16 protein-coding genes are annotated in these 17425 nt (G+C 71.3%); 7 read left to right on the forward strand and 9 right to left on the reverse strand.

What is annotated here, in order from left to right; translation table 11 throughout:
* Positions 1-9: 9 nt before the first annotated feature.
* Positions 10-1362: a vWA domain-containing protein gene (locus OG736_RS38440; RefSeq protein ID WP_327186542.1), complete on the reverse strand. Its 1353-nt coding sequence runs from the start codon at positions 1360-1362 to the stop codon at positions 10-12.
* Positions 1359-2216 (reverse strand): AAA family ATPase, encoded by an 858-nt coding sequence (locus OG736_RS38445; protein WP_327186543.1) that lies wholly within the window; start codon positions 2214-2216, stop codon positions 1359-1361. Before OG736_RS38445 ends, OG736_RS38440 begins: the two co-directional genes overlap by 4 nt.
* A gap of 124 nt (positions 2217-2340) precedes the next feature.
* On the opposite strand from OG736_RS38445, the gene OG736_RS38450 reads away from it, so the two are divergent.
* On the forward strand, positions 2341-2919 hold the full coding sequence (locus tag OG736_RS38450) for a hypothetical protein (protein ID WP_327186544.1): 579 nt from the start codon (positions 2341-2343) through the stop codon (positions 2917-2919).
* Between the two features lie 2 nt (positions 2920-2921).
* On the opposite strand, the gene OG736_RS38455 is transcribed toward OG736_RS38450, so the two are convergent.
* A complete protein-coding gene (locus OG736_RS38455) occupies positions 2922-3767 on the reverse strand; it encodes an NAD(P)H-binding protein (RefSeq protein WP_327186545.1) in 846 nt (281 codons plus the stop codon).
* Between the two features lie 103 nt (positions 3768-3870).
* On the opposite strand from OG736_RS38455, the gene OG736_RS38460 reads away from it, so the two are divergent.
* Entirely contained in the window at positions 3871-4236 is a 366-nt protein-coding gene (locus OG736_RS38460; protein WP_327186546.1) for a winged helix-turn-helix transcriptional regulator, read from the forward strand.
* A 49-nt stretch (positions 4237-4285) separates the two neighbouring features.
* On the opposite strand, the gene OG736_RS38465 is transcribed toward OG736_RS38460, so the two are convergent.
* From OG736_RS38465 to rhaI, 6 genes are all read right to left on the reverse strand, one after another.
* Entirely contained in the window at positions 4286-4927 is a 642-nt protein-coding gene (locus OG736_RS38465; RefSeq protein WP_327186547.1) for a LutC/YkgG family protein, read from the reverse strand.
* Positions 4924-6408: a LutB/LldF family L-lactate oxidation iron-sulfur protein gene (locus OG736_RS38470; protein WP_327186548.1), complete on the reverse strand. Its 1485-nt coding sequence runs from the start codon at positions 6406-6408 to the stop codon at positions 4924-4926. Before OG736_RS38470 ends, OG736_RS38465 begins: the two co-directional genes overlap by 4 nt.
* Positions 6405-7160 (reverse strand): (Fe-S)-binding protein, encoded by a 756-nt coding sequence (locus OG736_RS38475; protein ID WP_327186549.1) that lies wholly within the window; start codon positions 7158-7160, stop codon positions 6405-6407. Before OG736_RS38475 ends, OG736_RS38470 begins: the two co-directional genes overlap by 4 nt.
* 73 nt (positions 7161-7233) lie before the next feature.
* Complete coding sequence (locus tag OG736_RS38480; protein ID WP_327187822.1) at positions 7234-8670, reverse strand: rhamnulokinase; 1437 nt, start codon at positions 8668-8670, stop codon at positions 7234-7236.
* 5 nt (positions 8671-8675) lie between these two features.
* Complete coding sequence (locus OG736_RS38485) at positions 8676-10715, reverse strand: bifunctional aldolase/short-chain dehydrogenase (RefSeq protein ID WP_327186550.1); 2040 nt, start codon at positions 10713-10715, stop codon at positions 8676-8678.
* 138 nt (positions 10716-10853) lie between these two features.
* Positions 10854-12014 (reverse strand): L-rhamnose isomerase, encoded by a 1161-nt coding sequence (rhaI, locus tag OG736_RS38490; RefSeq protein WP_327186551.1) that lies wholly within the window; start codon positions 12012-12014, stop codon positions 10854-10856.
* Between the two features lie 261 nt (positions 12015-12275).
* On the opposite strand from rhaI, the gene OG736_RS38495 reads away from it, so the two are divergent.
* Genes OG736_RS38495 through OG736_RS38515 form a run of 5 tightly spaced genes read left to right on the forward strand, consistent with a single transcriptional unit; the run spans position 12276 to position 17347 of the window.
* Positions 12276-13793: a sugar ABC transporter ATP-binding protein gene (locus tag OG736_RS38495; RefSeq protein ID WP_327186552.1), complete on the forward strand. Its 1518-nt coding sequence runs from the start codon at positions 12276-12278 to the stop codon at positions 13791-13793.
* Positions 13790-14884 carry an ABC transporter permease gene (locus tag OG736_RS38500; RefSeq protein WP_327186553.1) on the forward strand — a complete coding sequence of 365 codons (1095 nt, stop codon included), beginning with the start codon at positions 13790-13792 and terminating at the stop codon, positions 14882-14884. Before OG736_RS38495 ends, OG736_RS38500 begins: the two co-directional genes overlap by 4 nt.
* Positions 14877-15869, forward strand: a complete 993-nt coding sequence (locus OG736_RS38505) for an ABC transporter permease (RefSeq protein ID WP_327186554.1) — start codon at positions 14877-14879, stop codon at positions 15867-15869. Before OG736_RS38500 ends, OG736_RS38505 begins: the two co-directional genes overlap by 8 nt.
* A 34-nt stretch (positions 15870-15903) precedes the next feature.
* The gene (rhaS, locus tag OG736_RS38510; protein WP_020127638.1) at positions 15904-16986 is read left to right on the forward strand and encodes a rhamnose ABC transporter substrate-binding protein; all 1083 of its coding nucleotides are present in this window, start codon (positions 15904-15906) and stop codon (positions 16984-16986) included.
* A gap of 40 nt (positions 16987-17026) precedes the next feature.
* Positions 17027-17347, forward strand: coding sequence for an L-rhamnose mutarotase (locus OG736_RS38515; RefSeq protein WP_020127639.1), 321 nt, complete (start codon positions 17027-17029; stop codon positions 17345-17347).
* Positions 17348-17425 lie beyond the last annotated feature (78 nt).

The following is a 17425-nucleotide window of genomic DNA, read 5'->3' on the forward strand; positions in this document are numbered from 1 at the left end:
CGGATACTGCTAGACCGGGAGCAACCGGCTGACCAGGGCGCCGAGTTGGTGGGCGTTGCGGCACTCGTGCATCGCGATCGACCCGGCGTACTCGGGGGCGGCCGAGTCGCCCGTGCCCCACAGGGAGCGGGGCTCCGGGTTCAACCAGTGGGCGTGACGGGCCTGTTCGGCGATCTGCCGGACCGCGGGCAGGTTCGGGTCGCTCATGTTCGTCCGTGCGTCGCCGAGCACGAACACCGTGGTGCGCGGGCCGACCGCCGCACCGTACCGCTCGGTGAACTCGCCCAGGGCCACGCCGTAGTCGCTGCTGCCGTGGTATCCCGTCAGGTTCGCCTCCGCCCGGATGCGGGCGCCGAGGCCCTCCGGGTCGGCCGCGCCGTGTTCGAGGAGGCCGGTCACCTCGTCGATCCGGTTGACGAAGGCGAACACCCGCACCTTGCTGAACTGGTCGTGCAGCGCCTGTACCAGCAGCATCGTGAAGTCGGAGAAGCCGGACACCGACCCCGACACATCGCACAGCAGCACCAGTTCGGGACGGGCCGGACGCCGGCGGCGCAACACGGGCCGCATCGGCACCCCGCCCGTCGAGAGCGAGCCGCGCAGGGTCCGCCGCAGGTCGATGGTGCCCCGGGCGGCCCGGCGGCGCCGCGCGGCCATACGCGTCGCCAGCTTGCGGGCCAACGGCTGTACCGTCCGACGCAGTTCGGCCAGCCGGTCCTTGCCCGCGTACAGGAAGTCGACCCGGTCGGCGGTCGGCGCCACCGCCCGCCGGGCGATCTCGTCCCGCCCCCGCCGCTCCGCCACCCGGCGCCGCGCCTCCCCGGCCACCAGCGCGCGGAAGGTCTCGATGCGGCGCCGGATCTCGTCCTCGAGGAGCCGGTCGGTGAACCCGACGTCGCCGCCCCGGGCCCGGACGTCGTCCCGCACCCGCGCCAACAGTGTCTGCGGACGCAGGCGTTCCAGCGTCTGGTACGACGACCAGCCGTCCGCGCCCGGTGAACTCCCGTACCCGCCCAGCCCGTCGACGGCCTCGATCGCCAACCGGGCCAGCATCGCCTCGTCGCCGGCGGCGAGTGCGGCGGCCAGCCGGTCACGCAGGTCGTCACGGTCGCCGGGCTCGCCCTGGGGCGCGCCGACGCCGTGCGGGAAGTACAGGTCGAAGACCGTGTCGAACACCCGCCGCTGGTCCGTCGAGTGCAGCAGTGTCGCGGCCAGCCCCTCGCGCAGCAGTCCGCGGTCCGCGAACCCCAGCGCCGCCGCAGCCTCGGCGGCGTCCACCGTCTCGCCGGTGCCGACGCGCAGACCGTGCGCGCGCAGCGCGGCGACGAAGCCGACCAGGCGGTCGGCGACCTCGGCGCTCACACGGCGTCCAGGTCGAGCTTCGCGCCGGCCTTGAGGATGTCGTCCTGGTGCTTGAGGATCACGCCCAGGCTGTCGCGTACGACGCTCTCGTCGAGGGTGGTGGCGCCGAGCGCGAGCAGGGTGCGCGCCCAGTCGATGGTCTCGGCGACGGAGGGCGCCTTGCGCAGGTCCATCGCGCGCAGCGCGCCGATCACCCGGACCACCGACTCGGCCAGCGCCGTTTCGATGCCCGGCACCTTCAGCCGGACGATGCGCCGCTCCAGCTCCTCCTCCGGGAAGTCGATGTGGAGGAACAGACAGCGGCGGCGCAGCGCCTCCGACAGCTCACGGCTCGCGTTGGAGGTGAGCACCACGAACGGGCGGCGGGTGGCGGTGATCGTGCCGAGTTCCGGGACGGTGACCTGGAAGTCGCTGAGCACTTCGAGGAGCAGTCCCTCCACCTCGACGTCGGCCTTGTCGGTCTCGTCGATCAGCAGGACGGTCGGCTCGTCGCCGCGGATGGCGGTCAGCAGCGGCCGGGGGAGGAGGAACTCCTCGCTGAAGATGTCCGTGCGGGCCTCGTCCCAGGTCTCGTCCCGGCCCGCGCTGATGCGCAGCAGCTGCTTGGCGTGGTTCCACTCGTACAGCGCCCGGGACTCGTCGACGCCCTCGTAGCACTGGAGCCGGACCAGCCGGGCCCCCGCCACCTGGGCCACGGCCTTGGCGAGTTCCGTCTTGCCGACGCCGGCCGGTCCCTCCACGAGCAGTGGCTTGCCGAGCCGGTCGGCGAGGAAGACGGTCGTGGCGACGGCGGGGGAGGCCAGGTAGCCGCTCTCGGCGAGCCGGGCGGAGACATCGTCGACGGACGTGAACAACGGGGCCTCCGGGCGGATCGGTCGCGGTCTCGGCGAGTGTTCGATCACCTATCTAAGCGCTTGTTCACCCCCGTTGTCATCAGCGGCCGGAGGTGTTGTCAGTGGCGGGCGGTACGTTGCGATCATGGGTGTGTATCTGGTGAGCGTCACCGCGCAGGACTGGTCGGAGCCCGGCGAGGACGGGTACGGAGACGTCGCGGCCGCGCTGAACACGGAGTTGGGGCGGTGCGGGCTGCCCCCGTACGAGCCGCGTGAGGCGGTGCGGGACGCGCCGGGCTGGTTCGAGGAGAAGATCAGCCCGTCCATGGACGGCTTCGACGAGCTGTGCCGGGCGCGGCTGACCCTCGAGGAGCGGCACACCCTCCTCGACTGGTCGGTGCTGGTCCCGTTCGCGCTGGACGAAGGCGTCCTGCTGCCCGTCGGCTCCGCCTACACGGACGAGACCCTGGTCGTCGGGGCGCCGCACGTCCTCGCGCTCGCCGAGCGGCTCGCCGCGGCCCTCGACCTGCCGCTGGACCTGGTACCGGCGACCTTCGGCAACCTCGAACTGACCTTCTGGTTCCTGGAAGGCGAGGCGGAGAAGGCCGCCGCCACCCGGCCGGGCCCCTGGGCCGACGACCTGGCCACGGCGTTCTACACGGCGCTCTACCTGCGCGCCGCCCAGTACTCGCTACGGCACGGCTGCCCGATGACCTACTGCTGAGCTCACCGGAACGCGGCCGCGTTGCGCCGTGCCCAGTCCTCGAAGGTGCGCGGCGCCCGGCCCAGGACGCGTTCCACGTCCGGGCTGACGAGCCGCTCCGCGGGCGTCGGTTCGCCGAGGATGGACAGGGTGGTCTCGACGACCGGCTCCGGCATGAACGCCAGCATCTGCGCGCGCGCCTCCGCCCGCGTCTGCTCGACGAACCGGACCGGCTCCCCGATCGCCCGGCCGATGGCCTCCGCCCGCCCGCGTGGTGTCGTGGGGACGGGCCCGGTCAACTCGTGCACCCGGCCGTGATGTCCCTCCTCCCGCAGGGCCACCGCGGCGACCTCCGCGATGTCGGCCGGGTCGACGGTGGGCAGAGCGACGTCGCCGAAGGGGGCCGCGACGGTGCGATGGGTGCGGACCGGCTCCGCCCAGGCGTAGGCGTTGGAATGGAAGCCGCCCGGCCGCAGGATCGTCCACTCCAGGCCGGACTCCCGGACGGCGTCCTCGATCGCGCCCGCCAGGGCGCCGTGCGACTCCGACTCCGGCCGGGTCGCCACCCCTTGGGACGACAGCAGCACCACCCGGCCGACCCCGGCGGACTTGGCCACGTCGAGGAGGTCGCGCGGGCTGAGCAGATGGATGCCGGCGCCGCCGTTCTGGAGGAACAGCGCCTCGGCCCCGTCGAGCACCGGCCGCAGGCTCTCCGCGTCGATGAGGTCCGACCTCAACGTCCGTACGTCTTCCGGGACGTCGCTCTCCGAGATGTGCCGGGACGTGGCGGTCACCCGCTCGCCCGCGGCCGCCAGAGAACGGACCAGTTCACGGCCGACGTTCCCGGTCGCCCCCGTCACCACGATCATGGGTAACTCCTTGTTCGGAATGGGTTGTTGACGTTGCGGAGCGACGCTAACACCGCCGGTATAGTAGGTACCCAGAGGAAAGTGACTTCCCCGAGGGGTACGCATGACCGGTGACCCGACCGATCCCGAACTCGCCTGCCCCATCGCCCCCGTGGTGGACATCGTCTTCAGCCGCTGGACCACACCGATCCTGTGGACGCTGCACGCGCGGGGCCGTCAGCGGTTCGGCGAACTGGAACGCGCGATCACGAACATCACCCCCAAGGTGCTGACCCAGCGCCTGCGCCAGCTGGAGCGCGACGGCCTGGTGGTGCGCACCTACCACCCGGAGGTGCCGCCGCGCGTCGAGTACGAGATCAGCGAACTCGGCCTCAGCCTGGCCCCGCTCTTCGCCCACCTCGCGGACTGGGCCACCGGAAACCTGCCCAAGGTGGCGCAGGCCCGGGAGGGGTACGACCGGGGAGCATGAACCGGCCCGGGGATCCTCGCGATCTCCGGGCCGGGGCACCCGGGGGCGCTCAGCCGACCAGGATCACCTCCAGGGTGCGCGGGCCGTGCACCCCCTCCACCCGGTCCAGCTCGATGTCACTGGTCGCCGAAGGGCCCGAGATCCACGTCAACGGGCGGGCCGGATCGAGCCGTTCGAGAGCCTGCGGCACGGACGACACCACCTGCTCGGGGACGCGCACCACACAGATGTGGTGGTCCGGGACCAGGGTGATCCGGCGCCGCCCCTGGTCGGGACCGCCGTCCAGCACGATCGTCCCGGTCTCGGCGACCGCCACCGCGCACGCCGTGACCACGCTGTCCACCCGGTCGAGTTCCTGCGCGCCGCTCTCCACCCGGTCCGCCACCCGGGCGGTGTCCGCCTCCGCCAGCCACGCCTCGTCGAGTCCGGGCGGCACCAGCACGGTCGCCGCCTTCCGCTCCGCCAGCAACCGGGCCAGCACGGACGGAAGTTCGTCCGCGCCGCACCGGTGCACGACGGCCCGGTAGTCCGCCAGGTTCTCCGCCAGCAGCTCGACCGTCTCCTCGGCGCTCCGGGCGCCGTGCTCGCGCAGATAGTCGCGCGCGACGGCTTCCTCGTACGGGGTGTCGTCCTGCGGCACATCGGCCAGCGCGCGCCGCACCCGGCCCAGAATCCGTTCCCTGCTGCTCACTTCGCCGTCCCCTCGGTGGTCCCGCCGTTCGTACGCTGCCACCAGTCGCGGAACGGCTCCGCGGGCACCGCCGGCAGATCCCGCGTGGCGCTCCACGCCCTGCCGGGGCCGGGCAGCGTACGAGGATGCAGCCGGCGTGTCCGGGACGCCAGTCGCTGCCCGGCGCGCAGGGCGCCGGGCCGGCCGAACGCCCAGCGGGCCGCCCGCATCGCGGCCCGCTCGGCGCCGTGGCCCTTGGCCGGCTTGAGCACCACCTTGTTGCCCTCGCGCGTGGCCGGGCCGCCCTGGACGACCCGTTCCCGCAGGTGCACCAGCACCTCCGGGATGTCGATGGCCACCGGGCACACCTCGTAGCAGGCGCCGCACAGCGACGAGGCGTACGGCAGGGAGGCGTCGATCTCGCTCTCGGTGCCGCGGAGCTGGGGGCTGAGGATCGCTCCGATCGGGCCCGGGTAGACCGAGCCGTAGGCATGCCCGCCCGCCCGCTCGTACACCGGGCACACGTTCAGACAGGCGGAGCAGCGGATGCAGCGCAGGGCCTGCCGGCCGACCTCGTCGGCGAGCGTGTCGGTGCGGCCGTTGTCCAGCAGCACCAGGTGGAAGGTGCCGGGACCGTCGCCGTCCGTCGTGCCCGTCCAGGTCGACGTGTACGGGTTCATGCGCTCGGCCGTCGAGGAACGGGGGAGCGTCTGCAGGAAGACCTCCAGGTCCCGCCAGGTCGGCACGATCTTCTCGATGCCGACGACCGAGATCAGCGTCTCGGGGAGGGTGAGGCACATCCGCCCGTTGCCCTCGGACTCGACGACCACCAGGGTGCCGGTCTCGGCGACCATGAAGTTGGCGCCGGAGACGCCGACCCTGGCACGCAGGAACTTCTCGCGGAGGTGCAGACGGGCTGCGTCGGCGAGCTCGGCGGGGGTGTCGGTCAGGCCCTCGGGAGCGGGGCGGCCCCACTCGCTCATCTCACGGGTGAAGATGTCCCGGATCTCACCCCGGTTGCGGTGGATCGCGGGGACCAGGATGTGCGACGGCCGGTCCTTGCCCAACTGCACGATGAGCTCGGCGAGGTCGGTCTCGTAGGCGCGGACGCCCTCCGCCTCCAGCGCCTCGTTGAGCCCGATCTCCTGCGTGGCCATGGACTTGACCTTGACGACCTCCGACTCGCCGGTCTCCTTGACCAGGTCGGTCACGATCCGGTTCGCCTCGTCCGCGTCGGCGGCCCAGTGGACGATGCCGCCCGCCGCCGTCACCGACTCCTCCAACTGCACCAGATACCGGTCGAGATGGCGCAGCGTGTGGTCCTTGATCCGCTTGCCCGCCTCCCGCAGCTCCGCCCAGTCGGACACCTCGGCCACGGCGTTCGCCCGTTTGGCCCGGATGGTGTGGGTGGCGTGCCGCAGATTCGCGCGCAGGGTCTGGTTGCCGACCGCCTCGTGCGCGGCCTCGGGGAAGGCCGGCATTCCTACGAACGTTCCGCTCATGCCGCCGGTTCCTCCTCGGTGCTCGCCAGGATCTCCGCGATGTGCACGGGCCGCATGCCGGTCTCCAGCCGGGTCATGGTCCCGCCGATGTGCATCAGGCAGGAGTTGTCCGCCGCGCACAGCACCTCGGCGCCCGTCGACTCGGCGTTGCGCACCTTGTCGGCGCCCATCGCCGCCGAGACGTCGGCGTTCTTGAGTGCGAAGGTCCCGCCGAAGCCGCAGCACTCGTCGGCCCCCGGCAGCTCCACCAGCTCCAGCCCCCTGACCGCCTGGAGCAGCCGCCGGGGCCGCTCCCCGAGACCCAGTCCCCGCAGCCCGTGACACGTCGGGTGATAGGTCACCGTGTGCGGGTAGTACGCGCCGACGTCCGTCACCCCGAGCACGTCCACCAGGAACTCGGTGAGCTCGTACGTCTTCGGGACCACCGGCGCCAGAGTGGCGGCGAGGGTGTCCCCGCGCCCCTCGGCCCGGGCCCGCTCGCCCATCCGCGGATACAGCTCCCGCACCATCGCCCCGCACGACCCGGAGGGCGTCACGATCGCCTCGTACTCCCCGAAGACATCGGAGAAATGCCGGGCGAGCGGCTCGGCCTCATGGCGGTAGCCGGTGTTGTAGTGGGCCTGGCCGCAGCAGGTCTGGGCCATCGGGAAGTCGACCTCGACGCCCAGCCTGGTCAGGAGTTTCACCACGGCACGGCCGGTCTCGGGATAGAGCGTGTCGTTGACACAGGTCAGGAACAGTGCGACACGCATCGCGGCTCCTTGCGGGTAGGTCATCGGATGAGTGCAGAGTAGTCCGGTGAGGGGGCCCGGGGGAGACCCCGGCTCACCGCGTGGCGAGCCGGGCCTCCGCCTCGCGCCACCGCTCGGCGTCGCCCTGCGGCTCGTAGCGCGTCAGTGGCTGGGTACGGGCGAGCAGCCGGCGCATGTCGGCACGGTCGCCGACCAGTCCGTGCGCCCGCGCCTGGACGAGCACGTTGCCGAGGGCCGCGGCCTCCGTCGGACCGGCCACCACCGGCAGCCCGCAGGCGTCGGCGGTGAGCTGGCACAGCAGCGCGTTACGGGTGCCGCCCCCGACGATGTGCACGACGTCCACGGGATGGTCGGCGAGCCGCTGCGCCTCGTCGACGGCCCGCCGGTGGGCCAGGGCGAGCGAGTCGAGGATGCACCGGGTGATCTCCGCGGGCGTGGCGGGCACCGGCTGCCCGGACGCGCGGCACGCCTCGGCGATCCGCTCCGGCATCCGCCCGGGCGCCAGGAAGGCGGCGTTCCCGGCGTCCACGACCGAGCGCAGCGCGGGCACGGCGGCCGCCTCCCGCAGCAGCCCGCCCAGGTCCGGGTCGCCCCAGGCCCGTACGCACTCCTGGAGGAGCCACAGTCCCATGATGTTGCGCAGGTAGCGGACCGTGCCGTCCAGCCCGAGCTCGTTGGTGAAGTTGGCGGCCCGGCTCTCCTCGGTGAGCACGGGCGCCGTCAGCTCCAGGCCGGCCAGCGACCAGGTGCCGGTGCAGATGTAGGCGAACCGCTCACCGGTCGCCGGGACCGCGGCCACGGCGGAGGCGGTGTCGTGCGAGCCGACCGTCGTCACCGGCACCGGCCCGGGCAGCCCCGTCTCCTCCAGCACCTCCGCCCGCAGCAGCCCCGCCGGGTCGCCGGGCCGCCGCAGCGGTGCGAACAGGTCCAGGTCGATGCCGAGCCGGGTGGCGATGTCGTACGACCAGTCGCCCGTCGCGGGATCGATCAGCTGGGTGGTGGAGGCGTTGGTGAGCTCGGTGCCCTGCTCACCTGTCAGCCAGTAGGCCAGCAGGTCGGGGATGAGCAACAGGCGCCGGGCGTGGGCCAGTTGCCGCGTCTCGCGGGCCGCCGCCAGCTGGTAGAGGGTGTTGAAGGGCGCGTACTGGAGTCCGGTGGCCGCGTAGAGCTCGGCTGCCGGCACGGTCGCCCACACCTTCTCGGCGACCCCGTCGGTACGGGCGTCCCGGTAGTGCACCGGGTTGCCGAGCAGGGTCCCGTCGGCGTCGAGCAGGCCGTAGTCCACGGCCCAGCTGTCGATGCCGACCGAGTCCACCTGGCCGGCCGCCCGCAGGCCCTCCAGAACTCCCGCGTAGAGGGACAGCACATCCCAGCGCAGTCCCTCGGGGACCCGGACCGGCCGGTTGGGGAAGCGGTGCGCCTCCGCCAGCTCCAGCGAGTCCGGGCCCACCCGGCCGACCATGACACGCCCGCTGGACGCGCCGAGGTCGACCGCCGCGTACGACCGCACGGCCGTCACCGGAGGAACGCGGCCGCCACACCCGCGTCGACGGGGACGTGCAGTCCGGTGGTGTGGGTGAGTTCGCCGCCGGTGAGCGCGAACACCGCGTTGGCGACGTGGTCCGGCAGCACCTCACGCTTGAGGATGGTCCGCTGCGCGTAGAACTCGCCGAGCTTCTCCTCGTCGATGCCGTAGGTCGCGGCCCGCTGCGCGCCCCAGCCGCCCGCGAAGATGCCCGACCCGCGCACCACGCCGTCCGGGTTGACGCCGTTGACGCGGATGCCGTGCTCGCCCAGCTCTGCGGCCAGCAGGCGCACCTGGTGGGCCTGGTCGGCCTTGGTGGCGGAGTAGGCGATGTTGTTCGGGCCGGCGAAGACGGCGTTCTTCGACGCGATGTAGACGATGTCGCCGCCCAGCTCCTGCGCGATCATCACCCGTGCCGCCTCACGTGAGACGAGGAACGACCCGCGGGCCATGATGTCGTGCTGGAGGTCCCAGTCCCGTGCCGTCGTCTCCAGCAGCGGCTTGGAGATGGAGATCCCGGCGTTGTTGACGACGAGGTCGACGCCGCCGAAGGCGAGTACGGCGTCCCGGAAGGCACCGGCGATCTGCTCCTCGGAGGTCACGTCGACGGTGACGGCGACCGCCTTGTCGGGCCCGCCGAGCTCTTCGGCGACCTGCGCCGCGTTCTCGCCGTCGAGGTCGGCGATCACGACACACGCGCCCTCGGCGGCCAGCCGGTGCGCGATGGCCTTGCCGATCCCGCTGCCGGCTCCCGTGACCAGGGCCACCCGGGTGGCCAGCGGCTTCGGCGCGGGCATCCGCTGGAGCTTGGCCTCCTCCAGGGCCCAGTACTCGATGCGGAACTTCTCCGACTCCTCGATCGGCGCGTACGAGGACACCGCCTCCGCGCCACGCATCACGTTGATCGCGTTGACGTAGAACTCGCCGGCCACCCGCGCGGTCTGCTTGTCCTTGCCGAAGGAGAACATGCCCACGCCCGGGACCAGCACGATCGCCGGGTCGGCGCCGCGCATGGCGGGCGAGTCGGCGTCGGCGTGCCGCCGGTAGTAGGCGGCGTACTCCTCGCGGTACGCGGCGTGCAGCTCCTTGAGCCGCGCGATCGCGTCCTCCACCGTGACGGTGGGCGGCAGGTCCAGGACCAGCGGCCGCACCTTGGTCCGCAGGAAGTGGTCGGGGCAGGAGGTGCCGAGTGCGGCGAGTCGCGGGTGCTCGGCCCGGGCCAGGAAGTCGAGGACGGCGTCGGAGTCGGTGAAGTGCCCGACCTGGGGACGGTCCTGGGAGGCGATGGCCCGCACGTACGGCGCGAGCGCGGCGGCCCGCTCCCGCCGCTCGTCCTCGGGCAGCGCCGCAAAGCCGTCGAGGACCGGGCCGAACGGATCGGCCTTCCCCTTCTCCTCGAGGAAGGCCTCGGCGGTCCGGATGATGTGCAGCGAGTTGCGCTCGCACTCCTCGGAGGTGTCGCCCCAGGCGGTGATCCCGTGCCCGCCGAGGACCACACCGATCGCCTGCGGGTTCGCCGCCTTGATGGCGGCGATGTCCAGCCCCAGCTGGAAGCCGGGCCGCCGCCAGGGTACCCACGCGACGGTGTCGCCGAAGCATTCGGCCGTCAGCTTCTCCCCGTCGGCGGCACAGGCCAGCGCGATCCCGGAGTCGGGGTGCAGGTGATCGACGTGTGCGGCGTCGACGAGTCCGTGCATGGCGGTGTCGATCGAGGGCGCCGCCCCGCCCTTGCCGTGCAGGCAGTAGTCGAACGCGGCGACCATCTCGTCCTCGCGCTCGACGCCCGGGTAGACGTCGACGAGCCCCCGCAGCCGGTCCAGCCGCAGCACGGCGAGCCCCGCTCCGGTGAGCGTGCCGAGGTCGCCACCCGACCCCTTGACCCACATCAGCTCGACGTCCCCGCCGGTCACGGGGTCGGTGTCGGTGCCCTTGGCGGAGGTGTTGCCGCCGGCGTAGTTGGTGTTACGGGGATCGGCGCCGAGCCGATGGGACCGACCGAGGAGGGCGAGGGCTTCGGGGTGAGTGGTCATGAACCTTCAATCCTTACGTGACGGGGCGAGTGCACTTACTTCAGGGGCGCGGGGCGGCAGCGACATGCGGCTCCGCCGGGCGGGCGCGACCGGCCACGACGGGCCCGCGGTCCGCGACGAACAGGTGGCGGCAGACGCTTACGCCCCCCACCCCGCCTGCTCCCCACCGACCCGCGAGGCGACGATCTTCTCGGCGTACCCGGACGCCCGGTACGCGGCCATGGGGTCGGGGTCAAGCCCCGTCTCCTCCCGCACCTCACGCAGCAGCGGACGCACGTCGGTGTTGTACGCGTCCATCACCACCGCGTTGGCCTCCAGCACATCACCGGACGCCTGCGCGGCGGCCAGCGCCGAGCGGTCGACCAGCAGCGCCTTGGCCGTGGCCTCCTGCACGTTCATCACGGACCGGATGATCGCCGGGATCTTCGCCTCGATGTTGTGGCACTGGTCGAGCATGAACGCCACATCGGACGTGAACCCGCCCCCGCGCACGACCTCGTACATGATCCGGAACAGCTGGAACGGGTCGGCGGCACCCACCATGAGGTCGTCGTCCGCGTAGAACCGCGAGTTGAAGTCGAACCCGCCGAGCTTCCCCTCGCGCAGCAGCGTGGCGACGATGAACTCGATGTTGGTGCCGGGCGCGTGGTGCCCGGTGTCCACCACGACCTGCGCCTTCGGCCCGAGCTTCAGGCAGTGCGCGTACGCCGTGCCCCAGTCCGGGACGTCCGTGGAGTAGAAGGCCGGCTCGAAGAACTTGTACTCCAGCAGCATCCGCTGCCCGTCCCCGAGCCGCTCGTACACCGCGGAGAGGCCCTCGGCGAGCCGGTCCTGCCGCGCCCGGAGGTCGTCCTGGCCGGGATAGTTCGTGCCGTCGGCGAACCACAGCTTCAGATCGGTGGAGCCCGTCGCGTCCATGATGTCGACGCACTCGAGCAGATGATCGAGAGCCTTGCGCCGCACCGCCGCGTCCGGGTGGCAGACGCTGCCCAGCTTGTAGGCGTCGTCCTGGAAGGTGTTGGAGTTGATCGCCCCCAGCTTCACCCCGCGATCCTCGGCATGTTTCGCAAGTGCGGAGTAGTCCTCCACCTTGTCCCACGGGATGTGCAGGGCCACGGTCGGAGCGGCGCCGGTGAAGCGATGCACCTGCGCCGCGTCGTCCAGCTTCTCCTGCGGGGTGCGCGGGACGCCCTCCTGGGCGAACACCTTGAAACGGGTGCCTGAGTTCCCGTACGCCCACGACGGCGTCTCGACGGCCTGGGTCTTCAGCGCGGCCTTCACCGCGGCGAGGTCGGTCACTTCGGGCTCCTGTGACATCGGTCCGGAACAACTCCCGGATGAAACGATTCAGAACGGGAAGCTATGAGGCTGCGGGGAGAGTGTCAAGCCCTCCGGCCTGCTTCGTTCTCCGTGACCGCCGCGTGACCTTCGGCTATCGAAAACTTTTCGAGACGTACCCATTGACGTGACATGGCCCGGATGCCTAACGTCCCGGCAATCCAGTTGAAACCTTTCACGACGCTGTGAGGGCACGTCCCGGGCGTCGTCGAGGAGCCATCCATGACCCACCCGTCCGACGCGGGACCGGCCCCGGTGCTGGCGTTGAAGGACGTAACCAAGTCCTTCGGTGCCGTTCGCGCCCTGCGGGGCGTCTCCCTGGAGCTGTTCCCCGGCGAGGTGCACGCCCTCGCCGGCGAGAACGGCGCGGGCAAGTCCACGCTCATCAAGGCCCTCGCGGGAGTGCACCGACCCGACGCGGGTCGGGTGCTGCTCGACGGTGAGGCCGTCACCTTCCACGGTCCCGGCGACGCCCGCGACGCCGGCATCGCCGTGATCTACCAGGAGCCCACGCTCTTCCCCGACCTGTCGATCGCCGAGAACATCTTCATGGGCCGCCAGCCCCGGCGCGCCCTCGGCCGCATCGACCACAAGGCCACCCACGCGGCCACCGCCGCCCTGATGCGGCGCCTCGGCGTCGAGCTCGACCCCGACCGTCCGGCGCGCGGCCTGTCCATCGCGGACCAGCAGATCGTCGAGATCGCCAAGGCGCTCTCCTTCGACGCCCGGGTCCTGATCATGGACGAGCCGACCGCCGCTCTCACCGGCAGCGAGGTCGCCCGGCTGTTCGGCGTCGTGCGCACCCTGCGCGAGCAGGGCGCGGCGGTGCTGTTCATCTCGCACCGGCTGGAGGAGATCTTCGAGATCTGCCAGCGGGTGACCACCCTGCGCGACGGAGCCTGGATCGCCAGCGAGCCGCTGGCGGACATGACCGAGGACGACCTGGTCCGCCGGATGGTCGGCCGCGACCTCGACGAGCTCTACCCCAAGCAGGACGTGACGCCGGGCGAGGTCGCCCTCAGCGTCCGCCGGCTGACCCGCGAGGGTGTCTTCACCGACGTCTCCTTCGAGGTCCGGCGCGGCGAGATCGTCGGGCTCGCCGGACTCGTCGGCGCCGGCCGCACGGAGGTCGCCCGGGCGGTCTTCGGCATCGACCGCTGGGACGCCGGGGAGGTCGCCGTGGACGGCCGTACGCTGACCAACGGCGCCCCCTCCACCGCGATGGCGGCCGGCCTCGCGCTGGTCCCCGAGGACCGGCGGGCCCAGGGCCTCGTGATGGACATGTCCATCGAGCGCAACATCGGCCTGACCGGCCTGCGCACGACCGTGAAGGCCGGCCTGATGGACCGCGGCGCCGAGCGCAGCCGCTCCCTCGACTGGGCGGTCAAGCTCCAGGTGAAGTACGCCCGGCTCGCCGACACCGTCAACACACTGTCCGGCGGGAACCAGCAGAAGGTCGTCCTCGCCAAGTGGCTGGCCACCGGCCCCAAGGTGCTCATCGTCGACGAGCCGACCCGTGGCATCGACGTCGGCACCAAGGCCGAAGTGCACCGGCTGCTCAGCGAGTTGGCCGCCGACGGGGTCGCCGTCCTGATGATCTCCTCCGACCTGCCCGAGATCCTCGGCATGGCCGACCGCGTGCTGGTGATGCACGAGGGCCGGCTCGCCGCCGAGATCCCCCGCACCGAAGCCACCGAGGAAACCGTGATGGCCGCAGCCACCGGGAGGGCCGCCGCATGACGGTGACCACTTCCCAAGAGGCCCCCGTCGCCGAGGTGCCGAAGTCCAGCGGCACCCGGCTGGTCGACCGCGTCTTCAAGATGCGCGAACTCGCCATCCTGGTCGTCTTCCTGGTGATGATCGCCGTCACCCAGGCCGGCAACAGCGAGTTCCTGTCCGAGCAGGGCATCAAGGACCTGCTGCTGAACGCGACCATCCTGGTGCTGGTCGCCACCGGCCAGTCCCTGGTCGTCATCACCCGCAACGTCGATCTGTCGGTCGGCTCCACCCTGGGCATCAGCGCCTTCGCCGCCGGTACGTATCTGCAGGGCGGCGGCAACCCGGTGATCGCGATCGTGCTGGCGATCCTGCTGGGCGTCGGCTTCGGGCTCCTCAACGGCCTGCTGGTCAGCCTCGGTCAGGTGCCCGCCCTCGTCGTCACCCTCGGCACGCTGTACATCATCCGCGGTATCGACTCCATCTGGGTCGGCTCCCGCCAGATCACCGCCGCCGACCTGCCCGACTCCTTCGTGGACTTCGGCTCCGGCGGTCTGTCCGCGGTGCCGTGGCTGGCGCTCATCGCGCTCGCCGTCCTCATCGCCACCGCGTACTACCTCAAGCACTTCGGCAGCGGCCGCGAGCTGTACGCGCTCGGCTCCAACCCGGAGGCCGCCCGGCTCGCCGGCATCCCGGTGCGCAAGCGGATCCTCGCCGCGTACACCTTCTGCGGCGGCCTCGCCGGCCTCGCCGGGGCGATGTACCTGGCCCGGTTCGGCAACGTGGACTCCGGGACCGGCAACGGCTACGAACTCACCGTCGTCAGCGCGGTCGTGGTCGGCGGCGTCGTCTTCACCGGCGGCTCCGGCAGCGTCTACGGCGCGGCCCTCGGCGCGCTGCTGCTCACCTCCATCAACAGCGTCCTGCCCGCGCTCGGCGTCAGCTCGGTCTGGGTGCTCGCCATCAACGGCGTGCTGCTCCTGCTGGCCATCGCGGTCGACCGGGTCGTCGCCCTGCGGGTGGCGTCCGCGCTGAAGAAGAAGTCGGCCGCGGCCAGGACCACCACCGCCTCCGTGAAGCCCCCCGTCAAGAAGGGAGACGCCGGCCATGCCTGAGTCGCTCACCCGCGCCGTCCGCTGGGACACGGTCGTCGGCGCCCTCCTGATCGTCCTGCTGCTGTTCTCGTTCTCCTTCGTGGACGGCTTCGGCAACGCCCTCAACCTGTCGTTCCTGATCGGCAACACCCTGCCCATCGCGCTCATCGCGCTGCCGATGACCCTGCTGGTCGTCTCCGGCGAGATCGACCTGTCCGTCGCCTCCACCGCCGGGCTGTCCGGCGCGGTGATGGGCGCCCTGTGGAACCAGGGCCTCACGATCGAGGCGATCATCCCGATCTGCCTGCTGCTCGGTGTGGTGTGCGGGCTGGTCAACGGACTGCTCGTGACCCGCCTCGGGCTCCCGTCGCTCGCCGTCACCATCGGCACCATGGCCGCCTACCGGGGCATCGCGCAGATCGTGCTCGGCTCCGACGCGGTCACCGACTTCCCCACCCAGTACCTGGACTTCGCGGCCGGCCGGCTCGGGGACACCTTCCTCCCGCAGGCCTTCCTGCCCTTCGTCGTCCTGCTCGCGATCGCCGTGGTCGTGCTGCACGCCACCCCGTTCGGCCGCTCGCTGTTCGCGATAGGCGCCAGTGAGGAGGCCGCCCGGTTCGCCGGCATCCGGGTCAGGCGGCACAAGCTGATCCTGTTCACGGTGACCGGCCTGCTGGCCTCCCTCACCGGCATCTTCTGGGCCCTGCACTACGCCAGCGCCCGCTACGACAACGCCACCGGCCTCGAACTCTCCGTCATCGCGGCCGTCCTGCTCGGCGGTATCGACTTCGACGGCGGCAAGGGCACGCTCGGCGGTGCCATCGCGGGAGTCTTCCTGCTCGGCGCCGCGCAGAACGTGATGAGCCTCCAGGACGTCTCCGCACAGTCGCAGATCGTCGTCACCGGCGTCCTGCTCGTCGTCTCCGTGCTCGGCCCCCGGGTCGCACGGCAGATCTCCGTCGCACGGGCGGGCCGTAGAGCCACGGCCCCGACTCCGACGGCTTAACTCCGCCTCGCACACCTCGTAAAGGAACCCCGTGATGCGCAAGTCATCCCTCCGTCGTGCCTGTGCGGCCCTCGCCGCCGTCTCCTCCCTCGCGCTCGCCGCCACCGCCTGCGGCGGCACGACCAAGGAGGACGTGAAGAACGAGAGCACCGGCGCGGCCGCCTCGGCCGGCAAAGCCGACCCGAACGCGGCCACCAAGAAGGGCCTGACCGTCGGCTTCCTGCCCAAGCAGGTCAACAACCCCTACTTCACCAGCTCCGACAAGGGCGGCGAGGCGGCTCTGAAGGAGCTGGGCTCCAGCTACAAGGAGGTCGGCACCAACAGCGGCACCGACACCTCCGGCCAGGTCTCCTACGTCAACACGCTGACCCAGCAGCAGGTCGACGCGATAGCCGTGTCCGCCCAGGACCCGGGCGCCCTGTGCACCGCGCTCAAGCAGGCCATGAGCAACAAGATCAAGGTCGTCACCTACGACTCGGACACCAACCCCGAGTGCCGCAACGCCTTCGTCTCGCAGGCGTCCGCCGAGGACCTGGGCCGTACCGAGGTGCAGCTGCTCGCCGAACAGATCGGCTACAAGGGCGAGATCGCGATCCTGTCCGCCGCGCAGACCGCGACGAACCAGAACACCTGGATCGACTTCATGAAGGACGAGCTGAAGGACGCCAAGTACAAGGACATCAAGCTCGTCAAGGTCGCGTACGGCGACGACGACGCCCAGAAGTCCTTCCAGCAGACCCAGGGCCTGCTCCAGGAGTACCCGAACCTGAAGGGGATCATCTCCCCGACCACCGTCGGCATCAAGGCGGCCGCCCAGTACCTGTCGGGTTCCAAGTACAAGGGCAAGGTCAAGCTGACCGGCCTCGGCACCCCGAACGACATGCGCACCTACGTCAAGAACGGCACCGTCGACGCCTTCGAGCTGTGGGACCCCGCGAAGCTCGGCGCGCTGGCCGCCCAGACGGCGGTGGCGCTGGTCTCGGGCCAGATCACCGGCGCGGAGGGTGAGACCTTCAAGGCCGGCGGCACCACGTACACCATCGGCAAGGACGGCGTGATCAGCCTCGGCAAGCCGACCGTGTTCGACGCCAAGAACATCGACCAGTTCAACTTCTAGTCGCCGGACACCTCGACCACCCACGGAGGAGCGGTACTTCATGCAGCGCGTCTGTTTCCTGCTCAAGGTCCGACAGGACCGGCTCGCCGAGTACCGCGAACGCCATGCCGCCGTGTGGCCGGAGATGCTCGAGGCTCTCTCGGCCACCGGCTGGCACAACTACTCCCTGTTCCTGAGAGACGACGGCCTGCTCGTCGGCTACCTGGAGACCGAGGACTTCGCCGCCGCCCAGGCCGGCATGGAGGCCGCCGACGTCAACGCCCGTTGGCAGGCGGAGATGGCCCCGTTCTTCGAGTCGCTCGACGGAGCCCGGCCCGACGAGGCGATGAAGCCTCTCACTGAAGTGTTCCACCTCGCCTGACACCCCCGTCCCCTCTCCGCCGTCACCGGCTGTTCCCCGCTGTTTCCTCTGCTTCCCGCTCTCGCAGACGATGGAGTC

The organism is Streptomyces sp. NBC_01334, assembly GCF_035983595.1.
Lineage (GTDB): Bacteria > Actinomycetota > Actinomycetes > Streptomycetales > Streptomycetaceae > Streptomyces > Streptomyces coriariae.

Excerpts from the sequence above, each read along its gene's own strand:
- OG736_RS38450 (WP_327186544.1), top strand. The coding sequence starts at position 2,341 with ATGGGTGTGTATCTGGTGAGCGTCACCGCGCAGGACTGGTCGGAGCCC.
- OG736_RS38475 (WP_327186549.1), bottom strand. The coding sequence starts at position 7,160 with ATGCGTGTCGCACTGTTCCTGACCTGTGTCAACGACACGCTCTATCCC.
- OG736_RS38495 (WP_327186552.1), top strand. The coding sequence starts at position 12,276 with ATGACCCACCCGTCCGACGCGGGACCGGCCCCGGTGCTGGCGTTGAAG.
- OG736_RS38485 (WP_327186550.1), bottom strand. The coding sequence starts at position 10,715 with ATGACCACTCACCCCGAAGCCCTCGCCCTCCTCGGTCGGTCCCATCGG.
- rhaS (WP_020127638.1), top strand. The coding sequence starts at position 15,904 with ATGCGCAAGTCATCCCTCCGTCGTGCCTGTGCGGCCCTCGCCGCCGTC.
- OG736_RS38470 (WP_327186548.1), bottom strand. The coding sequence starts at position 6,408 with ATGAGCGGAACGTTCGTAGGAATGCCGGCCTTCCCCGAGGCCGCGCAC.
- OG736_RS38505 (WP_327186554.1), top strand. The coding sequence starts at position 14,877 with ATGCCTGAGTCGCTCACCCGCGCCGTCCGCTGGGACACGGTCGTCGGC.
- OG736_RS38500 (WP_327186553.1), top strand. The coding sequence starts at position 13,790 with ATGACGGTGACCACTTCCCAAGAGGCCCCCGTCGCCGAGGTGCCGAAG.
- OG736_RS38460 (WP_327186546.1), top strand. The coding sequence starts at position 3,871 with ATGACCGGTGACCCGACCGATCCCGAACTCGCCTGCCCCATCGCCCCC.
- OG736_RS38455 (WP_327186545.1), bottom strand. The coding sequence starts at position 3,767 with ATGATCGTGGTGACGGGGGCGACCGGGAACGTCGGCCGTGAACTGGTC.
- OG736_RS38515 (WP_020127639.1), top strand. The coding sequence starts at position 17,027 with ATGCAGCGCGTCTGTTTCCTGCTCAAGGTCCGACAGGACCGGCTCGCC.